Genomic DNA, 14,215 nt, shown 5'->3' with positions numbered 1-14,215 from the left:
GCAATGACGATATGCCGTGGCTGCCGCACCGCGGCGTATCCAAGGGCGTGCATGCGTCAGGTCGCCGACAGGCGCCCGAAGGCAGCGTGATCCTGACCACCCTGCCCGACACCGGCGAGCGCTACCTGTCGACGTTCCTGTTCGAGGGCGTGAACGAAGGCTCGGACGACGAGTGGCTGGCGTCGCTCGGGCAGACACGCGCCGCAGCCTGAACCACACGTCCGACGGACCGGATCATTCAGCTTCGGGGACGGCGCCACGCGCGCCGGACAAGGGCGACATGCCCGGGACATCGGTGGACACGCGGTGGCGCGGATTCCACTACCCTATGCCCCGACCGGCATCCGCCGGCTGGAGCATCCATGGACCCAAGCACCCTTCCGACCGCCCGTGAACACCAGCGCCTGGCCTGGGCCCGCGCCGCCGCCGGCAATCCCGCGCTGGAGCTGGAGCGCGCCTCGGTGGACGCCGGCTTCCGCAGCTATTGGCGCACCATCGGCAACGTGCCCAGCCGGATCGTGATGGATTCGCCGCCGGAGAAAGAGAACGTCACCGGCTGGCTCAAGGTCCGCGAGCTGTTGCGCAGCGGTGGCGTGCGGGTGCCGGGCGTGCTGTCGGAAGATGCGGAACAGGGGTTCATGCTGCTCGAAGACCTCGGCCCGCATACCTACCTGCACGTCATCGATGCCGACAACGCCGACATGATGTTCGAGGCCGCGTTGGCCCAGCTGCTGAAACTGCAACACATCCCGGTGCCCGACGGGTTCCCCGCCTACAACGAGGAAGTCCTGCTGCGCGAGCTGCGCCTGTTCGACGAATGGTTCCTGGGCGTGCACCTTGGCGTGTCGCTGGACGAGGCCGAAACCGAGCGCCTGTTCGCCGTCTACCGCGTGCTGATCGACAGTGCGCTGGCGCAGCCGCAGGTGCTGGTGCACCGCGACTTCATGCCGCGCAACCTGATGCCCGGCGATGGCGACACCGCGGTGATCGATTTCCAGGACGCGCTGCACGGCCCGATCGCCTATGACGCCACGTGCCTGTTCAAGGATGCCTTCCTCAGCTGGCCGGAGGAACGCGTGGCCCGGTGGCAGGCGCGCTACCACGCGCTGGCCACCGAAGCCGGGCTGCCGGTGCCGACATGGGAGCAGTACCGCCGTGATGCGGACCTGATCGGTATCCATCGCCATCTCAAGGTGATCGGTATCTTCGCCAGGCTCAACCATCGCGACGGCAAGCCGAAGTACGTCGCCGATGCGCCGCGTTTCCTCGCCTACCTCGATGCCGTGCTGCCGCGTTATCCGGAGCTGCAGGCGTTGGCCGACCTGCTGGATGCACACGTCCGCCCGGCGCTGCAGGGCGCCAGCGCGGCCGCCTGATCCACGTCGCGCGTCGCACGATGAAAGCCCTGGTCCTGGCCGCCGGCCTCGGCGAGCGCATGCGCCCGCTCACCGACACCACGCCCAAGCCGCTGCTGCGCGTGGGCGGCAAGCGCCTGATCGAATGGCATCTGGAAAAGCTTGCCGCGATCGGCGTGCGCGACGTCGTCATCAACATCTCATGGCTGGCCGACCAGTTCCCGGCCACCCTGGGCGATGGCGAACGCTTCGGCCTGCGCATCCGCTACTCGCGCGAAGGCGGCACGCCGCTCGAAACCGGCGGCGGCATGTGGCATGCGCTGGCGCTGCTGGACGATGCGCCGTTCCTCGCCGTCAACGGCGACGTGTGGACCGACTACGACTTCGCGCGACTGCCGCGCGAACCCGCGGGCGACGCGCACCTGGTGCTGATCGACAATCCCGCGCACCATCCTTCGGGCGACTTCCTGCTGCACGATGATGGGCGCGTTGCCGCCAGCGGTGAGCACAAGCTCACCTTCTCCGGCATCGGCGTATACCGGCCACGGCTGTTCGACGACTGGCGCGCCGTCATCGGCGACACCCCTGGCGCGCGCGCCGAACCGCCGCGCTTCCAGCTTGCGCCGCTGCTGCGCGCGGCGATGCAGCGAGACGCCGTGACCGGCGAGCATTTCACCGGCCACTGGACCGATGTCGGCACCCCGGAGCGGTTGCAAGAACTGGATGCCAGCCTCAATCCACATTCCACGACTCGCAGCACGGATTAAAGCGAAGTTCTCGAGAGTTGCGACGATTCTCGCCTGTCGTCCGTATCCATAGGGAATGGAAGCAGCGCAATTCGACGTGGAGGAAGAAGCCGCCTTGATACGCAAGGCGCGCTGGGGCAATGAGTCCGCTTTCGAGATCCTCTATCACCGCCATGCCCGGACGGTCCACGCACTCGCTTTCCGGATCACAGGGGATGCAGCGGCCGCCGAGGACATCACCCAGGAGACCTTCCTGCGCCTGCTGCGTTTCCTGGGCGGGCTACGTTCCGATCGGCCCTTGCGACCGTGGTTGAAGCACGTTGCCACCAATGCCGCGATCGACCGCCTCCGTCGCGACCGCAGCCATCTCGAGGATGCATTGCCCGAGGAAGCCGGCCTGAGCGAAGCTGGGGATGCCGATGCGGCGATCGTCGGCGTGGATGCCGAACGGCTCTTGCTGATGCTGCCGCCGGTCGCACGCGCAGTGGTCTGGCTGCATGCGGCAGAAGGCTGGTCCCACGCACAACTCGCGGAACGCTTCGGCCACGGCGAAAGCTGGTCGAAGTCGCTGGTCTCGCGATCGATCGCCCAGCTGCGCCGGGCCAACGCTCCCTCCGCGGACGCCAATCACGACCACTCCAACCAGACGCGCAAGGCCGCGACGCGGAAAACAAGATGAGCAACTTCGATCCTCGACCCACGCTCCCAGACCGCAAGGTTCCCGCCCTCCCCGACACGCTCTGGCCGAAGCTCGCGGCGGCCCAACGGCGACGGCGCCGCAGGTTCCGCGAGGGCGCTCAGGTGCTCTGTGCGGCCGTGCTGCTGGCAGGCGCGTGGTGGCTGGTCCCTCGCGACCAGCCACCTGCGCCGACGACCATGGCCATGTCCGCTGGCACCGTCGATACGCGCGTCGTGCAGGAACGCCTCGGGGCCATCGACGGCGCGTTGCAGGCTGCCTATGAACAAGGCGCTTCCGACGACGAGATCGAACCCCTGTGGCGGCTTCGCCGATCCCTGGCGATTCAGGCCACGCAACTCCCCGACGCAATGTGAGGCTGCCGGAATGACGATCTCCCGACGACGGACCCTGTTGCTGGCCACGTGCATGGCGCTCGCCATGGCCGGCACCGCTTCGGCGCAATGGACGCCTTCGACATTCGGCGCAGTCACGGACCTGCGCCAGACGCAGGATGGCCTGGTGGTGCTTGCCATCACGCCCGGCAGCAATGCGGAGCGCATCGGCCTTCAGGTCGGCGACCGGATCGAGTCGATCAACGGCCATTCCTTCGTCGGCAGCAGGCAGCCCGGCTCCCTGCTCGGACAAACGCTCGCCGAAAGCGGTGGCGAACTGCGTATCGAGGTAGTCCGCAACGGCGCGAGGCAGTCCTTGGCGGGGCGAGTTGCCGCGCCCGCCACGTCCGCCACGGGCGCCGGCTCCGGCTGTGGTTTCCTGACCACTCAGGGCACCTTGCCCCGGGTCACCCAAGGCGTCTACTCGAGCCAGATCACCCGGATCGATGGCCGCAGCACACCGCTGGGGACGGTCAACCGCCACCGGGTGGACGCCGGTACGCGCGTCTTGATCGTTGCAGAAGGGATTGAGGAGCTGACCATCGCCCAGAGACGGCTACGGGCACTGATGAAGCGCCGCGAGCAGGCCCGGGCCTATAAGGCACTGGTGGTGGATGTCGCCCCGGACACGACCTACTACGTCGGTGCGCGGCTGCTCACCGATCGGCTGGACCCCGACAGCATCCGCGCCAACGCCTATTGGGAACCCGTGGTCTGGCAGGAGCGCAGCGACACGCCCTGCCCCTGACCACGACATCTCGTCCCTTTTCCGCTGGGGATCGACCGGGGGTTGGATGCGTATGCCGAGACGCCGCGACTCCAGCCGGCGGCGACTGCTGCGGGTGGCGTTGCGGAGGAGGACGGTCGCCGGCGAGGGTCTCGCTTGGCGCTGGATCGCCGTTGGCCGTCCCTGAGCGGCACCGGTAGCTCGCCTCCGCCTGATCGCCGGCACCGCGTGGCGGTCCGGTCCGGGTGCGACGGATCGACGGCCATCGCCGTACCTTGTCTGCATGGAGCTGGACGACGCCGACGCGCCTTCGCAACCGCACCTGCTGAAGCTGGCTCGTCAGGGCAATGCCGGTGCGTTCGAGCAGTTGTATCGCCTGCACGCGCCGGCGGTGTTCACACTGGCGCTGCGCCTGACCGGCAACCGCGCCGCCGCCGAGGACATCGTGCAGGACACCTTCCTGCGCATGTTCGGCTTCCTCACCGGCCTGCGCACGGACACGCCCCTGCGCCCCTGGCTGAAGCGCGTGGCCGCGAACCTCGCGATCGACCGCCTGCGCCGGGAGCGCCGCTACGGCGACGATGAACGGCTGGGGTCGATGGAATCGGCCGGGACGGTACACGCCGACAGCGTGGAGGCGGAGGCGCTGTTGCGACGGCTGTCCCCGCTTGCCCGTACCCTGCTGTGGCTCCACGAAATCGAAGGCTGGTCGCACACCGAACTGGCCAGGCGTTTCGGACGCAGCGAAAGCTGGTCGAAATCGATCCTGTCCCGTGCACTGGCACGGCTGCGCGAGGACATGGACCCTGGAGATGACGATGCATGACCTGAACCGTTCACCGCTCAAGCAGCTCGAGCAGGCACCCCTGCTCGATCCACCCGACACCCTTTGGCCACGCCTGCGCGACCGCCAGCGCGGGGCTGTTGCGCGGCGGCGCATGCTGGCCGGTGCGTCTGCAGTTGCCGCGACGGGGATGCTGGCAGTTGCGGCGCTCCTGCCATGGTCGACGGCACCCCACTTCGAATCGCATCCGCCGCTCGCCACGGAAAACGACGTCGTGGAACAGATCGCCACGCTCGATCGCGCACTGCAGGCGGCATACGAAAGCGACGCCAGCGACCCCGAGATCGAGCCCATGTGGGTCGCGCGCGCACAGCTGATGCACGGCCTCTCCATCCAACGCACCAACTGACTCCACACGGAACCCTGCCATGCGTACTTATTGCCTGCTGATCCTGGTCACGGCCGCAGTCGCGATTGCCGCGCTGCCGACCCAGGCGCGGAGCCAGCCGCTTCCTGCCCACGCTGCGGCCGCCGTCCCGCTGATGGCGCAGTCCGCGATACAGGACTTCGGCGCCGTCATCGATATCCGGCGCATCGGTGCCGATGGGGCCGTGGTGATGGCCGTCACGCCGGGCGGCAACGCCGAGCGCATGGGCCTGCGCGGCGGTGACCGCATCGTATCGATCAATGGCCAGCCGATTTCGGCCAGCAATACTCCGGCGGCCGCACTCCGTTCGGCGACCTCCGGGCCGGGTCGTGCACTGCATCTTGAGATCATTCGCGACGATGTGCCAATGGTCCTGCGGGGCAGTGCTCGTGAAACCCCTTCCCCCACGGCCGCATCCACGCCGATGGGCTGCGGGTATGTCTCCACGTCCGGTGCGCACCCGCGGGTCAGCCAGCAGGTCTTCCCTGCCGAAGTGACCCGGATCGATGGCAGGAGCACCCCCTTGTTCGACGTCAATCGACACCGCGTGGATGCCGGCCGCCGCGTACTCGTGGTCGACGAGCGCATCGATGCCACCCGGTTCTCGGCCTTCACCCTGCAGGAGCGGCAACGCCAGCTCCGCCGGCAGGGTGCGCGTCGCTACAAGGTACTGATCGTGGATGTCGCGCCGGACACCCGGTATGAAATCGGCGCGCGATTGCTCACCAGGTCGCCGGACACCGGGATGATTCGCGACAACACGTACTGGGAACCGGTCGTGTGGCGGCAGACTGCCGAAACCTGCCGCTGATACGCCGCCCGGGCCTGTCCGATCAGTTCCCCTCGAAGAACCGGCGCAGGAACGGCACCGTGATCCGCCGCTGCGCCGCAAGCGCGGCGCGGTCGAGTTGGTCGAAGAGCTGGGTGAGGCTTCCGAGGTCGCGGTCCACGCGCCGTAGCAGCCAATCCAATGCGGCGTCATCCACCTGCAGCCCGCGACGTGTCGCGCGCAGGCGCAGGACCTCGCGGCGGGCGGCGTCGCCGAGCACTGGCAGCGTGATGCGCGCGCACTGCTGCCAGCGCGAGCGCAGGTCGGGCAAGGCCAGCGGCAAGGCATCGGGAATGTCGCGCGCGGCATAGAGCATCGTGCCGCCGGCATCGTGCACGCGGTTGTGCAGATCGAACAGCGCCACCTCGTCGTCGCGGCGACCGGCGATGGCATCCACCCCGTCGAGCGCGACCAGTTCGTTCGCGTGCATCGCTTCGAGCGCATCACGCAGCCGGCCGACGGCACTGGCCAGCGGCAGGTAGGCGGCGCGCCGGCCCGTGCCGTCGGCCTCGGCGCACGCCGCCAGCAGCAGGTGGGTCTTGCCGGTACCGGCGGCGCCTGCGATGAAAAGGCTGCCTGGATGCGAACCATCCACCGCTGCACGCAGGTGTGCCGGCACGGTCGGATCACCCGACACGAAAGTATCGAAACGCTGGTCGGGCGGGTAGCGCAACGCCAGCGGCAGTTGCGGGACAGGCGTCACCATCGTCGCGATCAGGACTCGCGCTTGCCGTTGGCGGCGTCATCCACGGCGGCATCGACGTCCGCATCCAAGACAATGCCCGCCTCGCTTGCACGGCCATCCAGTACGATCTTCGGCCGGTCGCCGGCATACAGGCGACTCTGCGTGTAGCGCTCGTTGGCATAACGCAGCATCACGTTGGCGACCGCCGCGACGGGCAGCGCCAGCAGCATGCCGAGGAAGCCGAACAACTGGCCGCCGGCCATCACCGCGAAGATCACCGCCACCGGGTGCAGGCCGATCTTGTCGCCCACCAGCCGCGGTGTCAGCACGTAGCTTTCCACCAGCTGGCCGATGGTGAACACCGCGCTGACCATCAGCAGCAGGGTCCAGTTGAAGCCACCCTCCTGCACGATGGCCGCCACCAGCGCCAGCAGGATGCCGACCGTGGCGCCGAGGTAGGGCACGAAGCTGATCAGGCCTGCGATGATGCCGATCAGCAGGCCCAGCCGCAGGCCCACCAGCGACATGCCGACGGCGTAGATCGCACCCTGCGCCGCCATCACCAGGATCTGTCCGCGCAGGAACCCGCCCAGCGATTCGCTGGACTCGCGGGCCAGCCGCGACACCGTGGCCAGATGGTCGCGCGGCACCAGCGCGGCGACACGCGCCACCAGCTTGTCCCAGTCGCGCAGGAAGTAGAACGTCAGGATCGGCACCAGCACCACGTTGACCGCGATGATCACCAGCGCCATGCCGGAACGGCCGAGGTAGCCGAACAGGTAGCCGGCCGTCGTGGTCGCCATGCCGCCCGCCGCCTGCCAATGTTCCCTGGCCAGCTCCAGTAGGCGCTGGAGGCTGAACGAGTCCGCCTCCATGCCGACCATCGACGTGATCCGCTCGATCCATGGCGCCGCATTGGCCTGGAACCACTCGGCCATGTAGGCCTGGTACGTCGGCCACTCCGCAACCAGCGTGGTGACCTGTCGCTGGACCATCGGCACCAGGATCACCAGCACCAGCGCCAGCAACAGGGCCATCAGCAGGAACACCAGCGTCACCGCCACCGCACGCGAACGCCCGCGCTTCTCCAGCCGATCGACCAACGGGTCGCCCAGCCAGCCCAGCAGCGCCGCCAGCACGAAAGGCGTCAGCACCGGGCCCAGCAGGTACACCACCCACAGCACCGCGAAGGCCACCAGCCCCCACTGCAGGCGCTTGAGGAAACGGGCGATCTCGAAGTTCGCCTGTGGTTGCGTATCCATGGTCCGTGGTTCCGTCAGCGCAGTCGGTACATCGGCACGATGCCGTCGCCGCCTTCCACTTCGACCAGGACGTCGGCATCGGCCACGCGACGGAAGCCGGCGATGCCGGTCAACAGGTCGAGGTCCGCCTCGATCCCGTCCGGCATGGCGCGAACCGGGCGGAAGCCACGCACCACCGACATGCGTTGCAGCACGGCGGAGAGCCGCAGGTAGTCGGCCGAGCTGTTGATGCCCGTGAACACGATGCGCTGGGTCGCCTGCTGCCCCGCCGGACTGGCCTTCGCGTAGCGACGCACCAGCGCGTCGGCAGCGCCGTCGGCACCGGTGGCCATCGCACGCCGTGCATCTGCGTGGCTTTCCGACCAGCGCGACAGCACGCGACCGTTGTCGACGAAGATCCAGTCGGCCTTCCAGCCGCCATCGCCGCGGTACAGTTTGCCCAGCAGCTGCATCGGCGGGTTGTAGCGCGCCGACAGCCGGGCGATCGCGGCCGTATCGCCGCGCCAGATGGCGCCGGCGGCGGCCTGTTCGGCGGCATTGCCGGCCGGCAGGCCCAGGCGGAAGCCGCGTTCGATCGCACGGTTCAGCACCGGGCGCGCCGCGTTGTTCTGGTTGAGGCCCACCAGGCGCGGGCCGCTGCCATCATCGATGGCCAGCCACAGCACCGGGCGCGGGCGCGGCGTCGGCCAGACCGGCAATCCCAGCGCGCCGGCCACGGCATCGACTTCGGCCTGCTTGAAGCGCACCACCAGCATGGTCTGGAAGGTGGGTGCGCCGCTGGCACCAACGCTCTCGTCCTGGCGGTAGTCGTAGCCATCCACGTAATCCGCGGCGCGGCGCAGTTCCTGCCCCACGCCGGGACGGCTGGCCGCACTGCGGTCGCCGGACAGCTTGCCGAACACCTGCGCAAGCGCACGCGCGAAACCGGCCTCGCGCTCGCTTTCGCTCTGGCTGCGTACCGGCACCTCGGCTTCGTACGGCCCCTGCGCACCGGCACGGTCGCCCTCGACCCGCTGCGCGGACGCAGTGCCAGCGAGCAGCAGCACCACCGCGAGGCCGCAGGCCAGCTGTCGCGCGAAACGATTGGCCACACCCATCATCCGTTCCTGGATCCGTTGGCGGGAAAGGCGAAATGGTGCCACAAACGGCGTCGGCACCGCCTGCACGGCACCATGCCGCCCGCCCGCCGCCGCGGCCCGGACGCGGCACACTGCTAAAATCGCGCCCTGCCCGGCTTCCCGCGACCCGCCCTGTGACCAGCCCCCCGCCTCCCCCCCCCGGCATGACCTACCGCGATGCCGGTGTCGACATCGATGCGGGCAACGCGCTCGTCGAGCGCATCAAGCCGCTGGTCAAGCGCAGCTTCCGGCCCGAGGTGATGGGCGGCCTGGGCGGCTTCGGCGCCCTGTTCGACCTGTCCGGCAAGTACCGCGAGCCGGTGCTGGTCTCGGGCACCGACGGCGTGGGCACCAAGCTCAAGCTGGCGCAGCAACTGGGCCGCCACGACACCATCGGCATCGACCTGGTGGCGATGTGCGTCAACGACGTGCTGGTGCAGGGTGCCGAGCCGCTGTTCTTCCTGGACTACTTCGCCACCGGCAAGCTCGACCTCGACACCACGGTCGCGGTGGTCGGCGGGATCGCCGAGGGCTGCACGCAGTCCGGTTGCGCCTTGATCGGCGGCGAGACCGCCGAGATGCCGGACATGTACGCTCCCGGCGAATACGACCTGGCCGGCTTCTGCGTCGCCGCGGTGGAAAAATCCGAACTGCGCGACGGCGCGGCGGTGCGCGAGGGCGACCTGCTGATCGGGATCGCCTCCAGCGGCCCGCATTCCAATGGTTATTCGCTGGTCCGCCGCATCTACGACAAGGCCGGCCGGCCCGCCGAGCTCGACGTGGGCGGCGTGGCCCTGGCCGATGCGTTGATGGCGCCCACGCGCCTGTACGTAAAACCGGTGCTGGAACTGCTGCGCGGCGCGCACGGTCCGGCGATCCACGCCATGGCCCACGTCACCGGTGGCGGGCTGACCGAGAACATCATCCGCGTGGTCCCCGACGGACTCGGCCTCGACATCGACGCATCTTCCTGGGAACTGCCACCGGTGTTCCAGTGGCTGCAGCGCGAGGGCAGCGTGGAGAACGCCGAAATGTGGCGCACCTTCAACTGCGGCATCGGCTTCGTGCTGGTGGTCGATCCTGCCTCGGCACCGGACATCGAGGCCGAGTTGCTCCGGCTGGCGCTGCCGCACTGGCGGATCGGGCAGGTGGTTGCCGCCACGTCTGACGAGCGGGTACGGATCGGCTGAACCATGGCCATCGGCGGCGAGGCATTCGAAGCGCTGTCGAGCCAACTGCGACGCATCGCCGCGCTGCCTGTCGCGGAACTCGACTACCTCCGACAGCACGCCGAGCCACGCCGTTACGAAGGCGGGCAGGCGCTGATCGAGATCGGCCAGCCGCCACGGCACTGCTGGTTCCTGACTTCGGGTTTCCTTCGCTTCTTCCATGTCACCGAATCCGGGCGCGAGTACAACAAGGCGTTCTCGCGGCCGGGCGACATCGTCATGCCGCTGTCGGCCGTGGTGAGCGGCGCGCCCAACACCTTCGTCATCGCCGCGATCGCCGATGTCGAAACGCTGGCGTTCCCGGTTTCGATCCTGCCGGTGCTCTACGAAAGGCACCAGGCCTGGGAGCGCATCGGCCGCGTCCTGGCCGAGCAGATGGCGATGCGCAAGGAGGCACGCGAGCGCGAACTGCTGCTCGATTCCGCGCTCACCCGCTTCCATCGGTTCGCCGACCGCTACCCGGAACTGGTCGGGTGGCTCCCGCAGCGCCAGATCGCGTCCTACATCGGCGTCACCGAGCCGGCGTTGTCGCGACTGTTGCGCGACTGGCGCGCAGGCGGCAGGCGCTGACCGCGGCATCTTGATCGAGGTTAATGCGCGGCCCGGATGGCATCGGTATACCTCTCGCACCATCCATTGCGGGAAGACACGATGCAAACCAAACCATGGCTGCCGGCTGCGCTGGCCGGAACCTGCGCCGCCGCCGCGGTGTTCTTCGTATCGAATGCATCCACACCAGCCGAGCCAGGCCACCCCCGCCTCGTCCAGGCCGGCACGATGTCCACGGCCCGCGCTGCGCACCAGGCCACGTTGCTGGACTCAGGCCAGGTCCTGGTCACCGGCGGATGTGGTGATGGCTGCAGCGCTTCGTTGGCAGCGGCCGAACTCTACGAACCGTCCAGCCGCGCCTTCGCAGCGACCGCGCCGATGTCCGAGCCGCGCAACAGTCACGTTGCCGCCAGCCTGCCCGGTGGTCGCGTACTGGTCGCCGGCGGATGGTCGGGCCGCGGGGTCACTGGCAGCGCGGAAATCTTCGAGCCGGCGGGCAGGCGCTTCGTCCCTGCCGACAGCATGGCGCAGCCTCGCGCGGCAGCCCGCGCCGCCCATCTTGCCGATGGCCGCGTGCTGGTCGTCGGCGGGCAGACCGCCGCATTCGAGGTACTGGCATCGGCGGAGATCTTCGACCCCGCCACGTCCCGCTTCACCGGCACCCGCCCCATGAGTACGCCACGGGTCGGGCACGCCGCCACGGCGCTGGCGGATGGCCGGGTGCTGGTGACCGGCGGCGCCCCGTCGCGCCGCGGCGACGTGATGCGTTCGGCCGAACTCTACGACCCGCGCACGGGACGATTCGAACGCACCGGCGACATGCTGTTTCCACGCCGCAAGCACGCCAGCGTCCTGCTCGCCGACGGACGGGTACTGGTCATAGGCGGATCGGATGGCCGGGACCAGCAGGGGCGGTACCACAGCACGGAGTGGTACGACCCTGCCACCGGACGCTTCACGCCCGGGCCTGACATGCACCTCGCGCGATTCAAGTTGCCCGATGCGGTGGTGGTATCGAGGTCGGGCGACGTCGTCGTCGCAGGTGGCGACAGGCGGGTCGAGCGCCTCCGGGCCAGACAGGGGCGCTTCCAGCTGGTCGACGGCGGTTCGTCCGGCGCGCGTGAGTTCGCGACCGCGACCCTGCTCGCCAACGGCGACGTGCTGGTCCTGGGCGGGTACGACGAACGGATCGTGGCTTCGGCATCGGTTTGGTTGCTGCGCGCGGAACAAGCCCGGTTGGCACAAGCCGATGCACTATGATGCGCGCGATTCCCGTTTCCCCTCGCCATGCCTGCAGCCCCCTCCGCCCCCCGCGCCACGATACGCCTGGCCGTGCTCGCCTCTGGCCGCGGCAGCAACCTGCAGGCGATCCTCGACGCGATCGCCGCCGGCACTCTCGCCGCCGAAGTGGTCGGCGTGTTCTCCGACAAACCCGGCGCACTGGCACTGCAGCGCGCGCGCGATGCCGGCATCCATGCCGAGGCGCTGCGGGCAAGAGGCTTCGCCTCGCGTGATGCGTTCGACGCGGCGTTGTTCGAACGCGTGGATGCCGTGCACCCCGACCTGATCGTGTGCGCCGGCTACATGCGGATCATCGGTGCGGCTGCGGTCGAGGCACGCCCGGGACGCATGGTCAACATCCATCCCTCGCTGTTGCCGCTCTTCAAGGGCCTGCACACCCACCAGTCGGCGCTGGACGCTGGTGAAACCGAGCATGGCGCCAGCGTGCATTACGTCACCGCCGAACTCGACGGCGGCCCGGTGATCGCACAGGCACGCGTGCCGGTCCTGCCCGGCGACGATGCCGATGCGCTGGCCGCGCGCGTGTTGTCGCGCGAGCACCCATTGCTGCTGGAGACGCTGCGCTGGATCGCCTCCGGCCGCATCGCGCTGCATGAACACAGCGTTCACGTCGACGGCGGCAGGCTGCGCGGCCCGCTTCAGCTGGCATCCAACAACCGCTTCGCATGATGTGCGCCCTATGGACCGTCGCTCCGCCACCGCCCTGGGCACCGCTGCGCTGATCGTCGCCTTCCCGGCGGCGGCGCTGGAGCCGTTCGTGGCCAGCTACGAAGCCTGGCACGACGGCAGGCAGGCAGGCACCGCGACGATGCAGGTCGTGCAACGTGGCGATCCCGCGCTGGAACAATGGCGCGTGGACCTGGGCATCCGCGGCAATCGCGGCTTCGCCGGCATCCTCGGACTCAATGTCGAGCAGAGCACCGTGTTCGACGCCTACCACGACCAGTACCGCCCCATCTCGCAAAGCACCGTACGCAAGGCTGCATTCCTCAACCGGCGGATCATCGGCACCTACGACTGGCGGACACGCACGGCGCAATGGACCGGCGACCGCCTGAGCGAGTGGCGCCAGCGCGAGATCCCGCTGCATGAGGGCGACATGAGCGGGCTGCTGATCAACCTCGCCACCGTGCGCGACGCCGAACCCGGCAAGTCGCTGGCGTACCGTTTCGTCGATGGCGGGCGCGTGCGCGACCACCAGTACCGCGTCGCCGCCGAGACCGAACCGGTCGTGGTCGGGGACATGGAGTACCAGGCGATGCGTGTCGAGCGCACCCGCACGGACGGCGACGATGACGAAACCATTTTCTGGATCGCGGACGGCGTGCCCACGCCGGTCCGCATCCTGCAACGCGAGGACGGCGAGGACAGCATCGACCTCCGCCTAGTCGAGTACCGAGGAGCGCGATGAACATGCCAACCCCCCGCCTTTCCCTGCTGCGCAAGGCACGCCTGCTGGCTGTGTCCGCGCTGCTGTTCGCAGTCATGCCGGCGATGGCGATGGAGCCGTTCACCGCCGACTACCGCGCGACCTACATGGGCATGCAGGCCACCGGCAAGATGACGCTGGCGCCGGAGAGCGGCAATCGCTGGACCTACAGCCTGGACATCACCGGCGCCGGCGCGCGGCTGACCCAGAGCACCGTGTTCGAGGCCAACGGAGACCAGTGGCGCCCGCTGTCGAGCAACGACGCCCAGCGCGGCGAACGCGGCCTGGCGGCGATGCTGGTCAAGAACCGCAACAGCAGCGCGACCTACGACTGGTCGCGTGGCGTGGCCACGTGGTCGGGTGACGTGAACGAGGATCGCGCGGGCCCGGTCCGGCTGCAGGCCGGCGACCTGGACGGCATGCTGATGAACCTCGCACTGGTGCGCGACTTCAAGTCCGGGAACGAGCTGGCCTATCGCCTGGTCGAGGATGGCCGCGCGCGCCGCCAGGTCTTCACGCCTGCAGGCACCGAAATGATCGAGGTCCAGGGCCGCCAGCAACGCGCCACGAAGGTGGTGCATCGCGATGGCGCGCGCACCATCACTGCCTGGATCGTCGATGGCCTGCCGGTCCCCGCGCGCCTGCTGCAGCAGCGCAACGGCCGCGACCATGTCGACCTGCGCCTGACCGCACTGCGCTAAC

18 protein-coding genes are annotated in these 14,215 nt (G+C 68.9%); 15 read left to right on the top strand and 3 right to left on the bottom strand.

Annotated elements, in window-relative coordinates; translation table 11 throughout:
• Nucleotides 1-11 precede the first annotated feature (11 nt).
• From E2F46_RS04410 to E2F46_RS04370, 9 genes are all read left to right on the top strand, one after another.
• On the top strand, nucleotides 12-212 hold the full coding sequence (locus tag E2F46_RS04410) for a hypothetical protein (protein WP_133320857.1): 201 nt from the start codon (nucleotides 12-14) through the stop codon (nucleotides 210-212).
• Between the two features lie 150 nt (nucleotides 213-362).
• Entirely contained in the window at nucleotides 363-1,376 is a 1,014-nt protein-coding gene (locus tag E2F46_RS04405; RefSeq protein WP_133320856.1) for an aminoglycoside phosphotransferase family protein, read from the top strand.
• 20 nt (nucleotides 1,377-1,396) lie between these two features.
• On the top strand, nucleotides 1,397-2,122 hold the full coding sequence (gene murU / locus E2F46_RS04400; protein ID WP_133320855.1) for an N-acetylmuramate alpha-1-phosphate uridylyltransferase MurU: 726 nt from the start codon (nucleotides 1,397-1,399) through the stop codon (nucleotides 2,120-2,122).
• Between the two features lie 55 nt (nucleotides 2,123-2,177).
• The gene (locus E2F46_RS04395) at nucleotides 2,178-2,780 is read left to right on the top strand and encodes an RNA polymerase sigma factor (protein ID WP_133320854.1); all 603 of its coding nucleotides are present in this window, start codon (nucleotides 2,178-2,180) and stop codon (nucleotides 2,778-2,780) included.
• Nucleotides 2,777-3,154, top strand: a complete 378-nt coding sequence (locus E2F46_RS04390) for a hypothetical protein (protein ID WP_133320853.1) — start codon at nucleotides 2,777-2,779, stop codon at nucleotides 3,152-3,154. The genes E2F46_RS04395 and E2F46_RS04390 overlap by 4 nt, the downstream gene beginning before the upstream one ends.
• A 10-nt stretch (nucleotides 3,155-3,164) precedes the next feature.
• A complete protein-coding gene (locus tag E2F46_RS04385) occupies nucleotides 3,165-3,920 on the top strand; it encodes a PDZ domain-containing protein (protein WP_133320852.1) in 756 nt (251 codons plus the stop codon).
• A 262-nt stretch (nucleotides 3,921-4,182) separates the two neighbouring features.
• A complete protein-coding gene (locus E2F46_RS04380) occupies nucleotides 4,183-4,725 on the top strand; it encodes an RNA polymerase sigma factor (RefSeq protein WP_133320851.1) in 543 nt (180 codons plus the stop codon).
• Entirely contained in the window at nucleotides 4,718-5,092 is a 375-nt protein-coding gene (locus E2F46_RS04375; RefSeq protein ID WP_133320850.1) for a hypothetical protein, read from the top strand. Before E2F46_RS04380 ends, E2F46_RS04375 begins: the two co-directional genes overlap by 8 nt.
• A 19-nt stretch (nucleotides 5,093-5,111) precedes the next feature.
• Nucleotides 5,112-5,921 carry a PDZ domain-containing protein gene (locus E2F46_RS04370; RefSeq protein WP_133320849.1) on the top strand — a complete coding sequence of 270 codons (810 nt, stop codon included), beginning with the start codon at nucleotides 5,112-5,114 and terminating at the stop codon, nucleotides 5,919-5,921.
• A gap of 22 nt (nucleotides 5,922-5,943) precedes the next feature.
• Here E2F46_RS04370 and hda read toward each other — a convergent pair whose 3' ends face one another.
• From hda to E2F46_RS04355, 3 genes are read right to left on the bottom strand one after another with little or no spacing between them, the layout of a single operon-like run.
• The gene (hda, locus tag E2F46_RS04365) at nucleotides 5,944-6,645 is read right to left on the bottom strand and encodes a DnaA regulatory inactivator Hda (RefSeq protein ID WP_133320848.1); all 702 of its coding nucleotides are present in this window, start codon (nucleotides 6,643-6,645) and stop codon (nucleotides 5,944-5,946) included.
• A gap of 8 nt (nucleotides 6,646-6,653) precedes the next feature.
• Nucleotides 6,654-7,886 (bottom strand): AI-2E family transporter, encoded by a 1,233-nt coding sequence (locus E2F46_RS04360; RefSeq protein ID WP_133320847.1) that lies wholly within the window; start codon nucleotides 7,884-7,886, stop codon nucleotides 6,654-6,656.
• Between the two features lie 14 nt (nucleotides 7,887-7,900).
• Nucleotides 7,901-8,983: a DUF2066 domain-containing protein gene (locus tag E2F46_RS04355; protein WP_133320846.1), complete on the bottom strand. Its 1,083-nt coding sequence runs from the start codon at nucleotides 8,981-8,983 to the stop codon at nucleotides 7,901-7,903.
• Nucleotides 8,984-9,168: 185 nt separating this feature from the next.
• On the opposite strand from E2F46_RS04355, the gene purM reads away from it, so the two are divergent.
• The 6 genes from purM to E2F46_RS04325 all read left to right on the top strand — a co-directional run bounded on the left by purM (nucleotide 9,169) and on the right by E2F46_RS04325 (nucleotide 14,214).
• On the top strand, nucleotides 9,169-10,194 hold the full coding sequence (gene purM, locus E2F46_RS04350) for a phosphoribosylformylglycinamidine cyclo-ligase (protein ID WP_165967343.1): 1,026 nt from the start codon (nucleotides 9,169-9,171) through the stop codon (nucleotides 10,192-10,194).
• Nucleotides 10,195-10,197: 3 nt separating this feature from the next.
• Nucleotides 10,198-10,803, top strand: coding sequence for a Crp/Fnr family transcriptional regulator (locus E2F46_RS04345; protein WP_133320844.1), 606 nt, complete (start codon nucleotides 10,198-10,200; stop codon nucleotides 10,801-10,803).
• An 81-nt stretch (nucleotides 10,804-10,884) separates the two neighbouring features.
• Nucleotides 10,885-12,042, top strand: a complete 1,158-nt coding sequence (locus tag E2F46_RS04340) for a Kelch repeat-containing protein (protein WP_165967342.1) — start codon at nucleotides 10,885-10,887, stop codon at nucleotides 12,040-12,042.
• A 27-nt stretch (nucleotides 12,043-12,069) separates the two neighbouring features.
• Nucleotides 12,070-12,753, top strand: a complete 684-nt coding sequence (purN, locus tag E2F46_RS04335) for a phosphoribosylglycinamide formyltransferase (RefSeq protein ID WP_133320842.1) — start codon at nucleotides 12,070-12,072, stop codon at nucleotides 12,751-12,753.
• The gene (locus tag E2F46_RS04330) at nucleotides 12,677-13,495 is read left to right on the top strand and encodes a DUF3108 domain-containing protein (protein ID WP_133320841.1); all 819 of its coding nucleotides are present in this window, start codon (nucleotides 12,677-12,679) and stop codon (nucleotides 13,493-13,495) included. Before purN ends, E2F46_RS04330 begins: the two co-directional genes overlap by 77 nt.
• Nucleotides 13,496-13,497: 2 nt before the next feature.
• A complete protein-coding gene (locus E2F46_RS04325; protein WP_133320840.1) occupies nucleotides 13,498-14,214 on the top strand; it encodes a DUF3108 domain-containing protein in 717 nt (238 codons plus the stop codon).
• Nucleotide 14,215 lies beyond the last annotated feature (1 nt).

Origin of the sequence: Luteimonas aestuarii, assembly GCF_004357985.1 — a bacterium.
Taxonomy (GTDB): Bacteria; Pseudomonadota; Gammaproteobacteria; order Xanthomonadales; family Xanthomonadaceae; genus Luteimonas; species Luteimonas aestuarii.
The sequence above is the reverse complement of the archived record's forward strand: the minus strand, read 5'-3'. Positions and strand labels throughout refer to the sequence as shown.

What these genes read in the sequence shown, in the direction of transcription:
- E2F46_RS04410 (WP_133320857.1), top strand. Translation starts at nt 12, where the DNA reads ATGCCGTGGCTGCCGCACCGCGGCGTATCCAAGGGCGTGCATGCGTCA.
- E2F46_RS04405 (WP_133320856.1), top strand. Translation starts at nt 363, where the DNA reads ATGGACCCAAGCACCCTTCCGACCGCCCGTGAACACCAGCGCCTGGCC.
- murU (WP_133320855.1), top strand. Translation starts at nt 1,397, where the DNA reads ATGAAAGCCCTGGTCCTGGCCGCCGGCCTCGGCGAGCGCATGCGCCCG.
- E2F46_RS04395 (WP_133320854.1), top strand. Translation starts at nt 2,178, where the DNA reads ATGGAAGCAGCGCAATTCGACGTGGAGGAAGAAGCCGCCTTGATACGC.
- E2F46_RS04390 (WP_133320853.1), top strand. Translation starts at nt 2,777, where the DNA reads ATGAGCAACTTCGATCCTCGACCCACGCTCCCAGACCGCAAGGTTCCC.
- E2F46_RS04385 (WP_133320852.1), top strand. Translation starts at nt 3,165, where the DNA reads ATGACGATCTCCCGACGACGGACCCTGTTGCTGGCCACGTGCATGGCG.
- E2F46_RS04380 (WP_133320851.1), top strand. Translation starts at nt 4,183, where the DNA reads ATGGAGCTGGACGACGCCGACGCGCCTTCGCAACCGCACCTGCTGAAG.
- E2F46_RS04375 (WP_133320850.1), top strand. Translation starts at nt 4,718, where the DNA reads ATGCATGACCTGAACCGTTCACCGCTCAAGCAGCTCGAGCAGGCACCC.
- E2F46_RS04370 (WP_133320849.1), top strand. Translation starts at nt 5,112, where the DNA reads ATGCGTACTTATTGCCTGCTGATCCTGGTCACGGCCGCAGTCGCGATT.
- hda (WP_133320848.1), bottom strand. Translation starts at nt 6,645, where the DNA reads ATGGTGACGCCTGTCCCGCAACTGCCGCTGGCGTTGCGCTACCCGCCC.
- E2F46_RS04360 (WP_133320847.1), bottom strand. Translation starts at nt 7,886, where the DNA reads ATGGATACGCAACCACAGGCGAACTTCGAGATCGCCCGTTTCCTCAAG.
- E2F46_RS04355 (WP_133320846.1), bottom strand. Translation starts at nt 8,983, where the DNA reads ATGGGTGTGGCCAATCGTTTCGCGCGACAGCTGGCCTGCGGCCTCGCG.
- purM (WP_165967343.1), top strand. Translation starts at nt 9,169, where the DNA reads ATGACCTACCGCGATGCCGGTGTCGACATCGATGCGGGCAACGCGCTC.
- E2F46_RS04345 (WP_133320844.1), top strand. Translation starts at nt 10,198, where the DNA reads ATGGCCATCGGCGGCGAGGCATTCGAAGCGCTGTCGAGCCAACTGCGA.
- E2F46_RS04340 (WP_165967342.1), top strand. Translation starts at nt 10,885, where the DNA reads ATGCAAACCAAACCATGGCTGCCGGCTGCGCTGGCCGGAACCTGCGCC.
- purN (WP_133320842.1), top strand. Translation starts at nt 12,070, where the DNA reads ATGCCTGCAGCCCCCTCCGCCCCCCGCGCCACGATACGCCTGGCCGTG.
- E2F46_RS04330 (WP_133320841.1), top strand. Translation starts at nt 12,677, where the DNA reads ATGAACACAGCGTTCACGTCGACGGCGGCAGGCTGCGCGGCCCGCTTC.
- E2F46_RS04325 (WP_133320840.1), top strand. Translation starts at nt 13,498, where the DNA reads ATGCCAACCCCCCGCCTTTCCCTGCTGCGCAAGGCACGCCTGCTGGCT.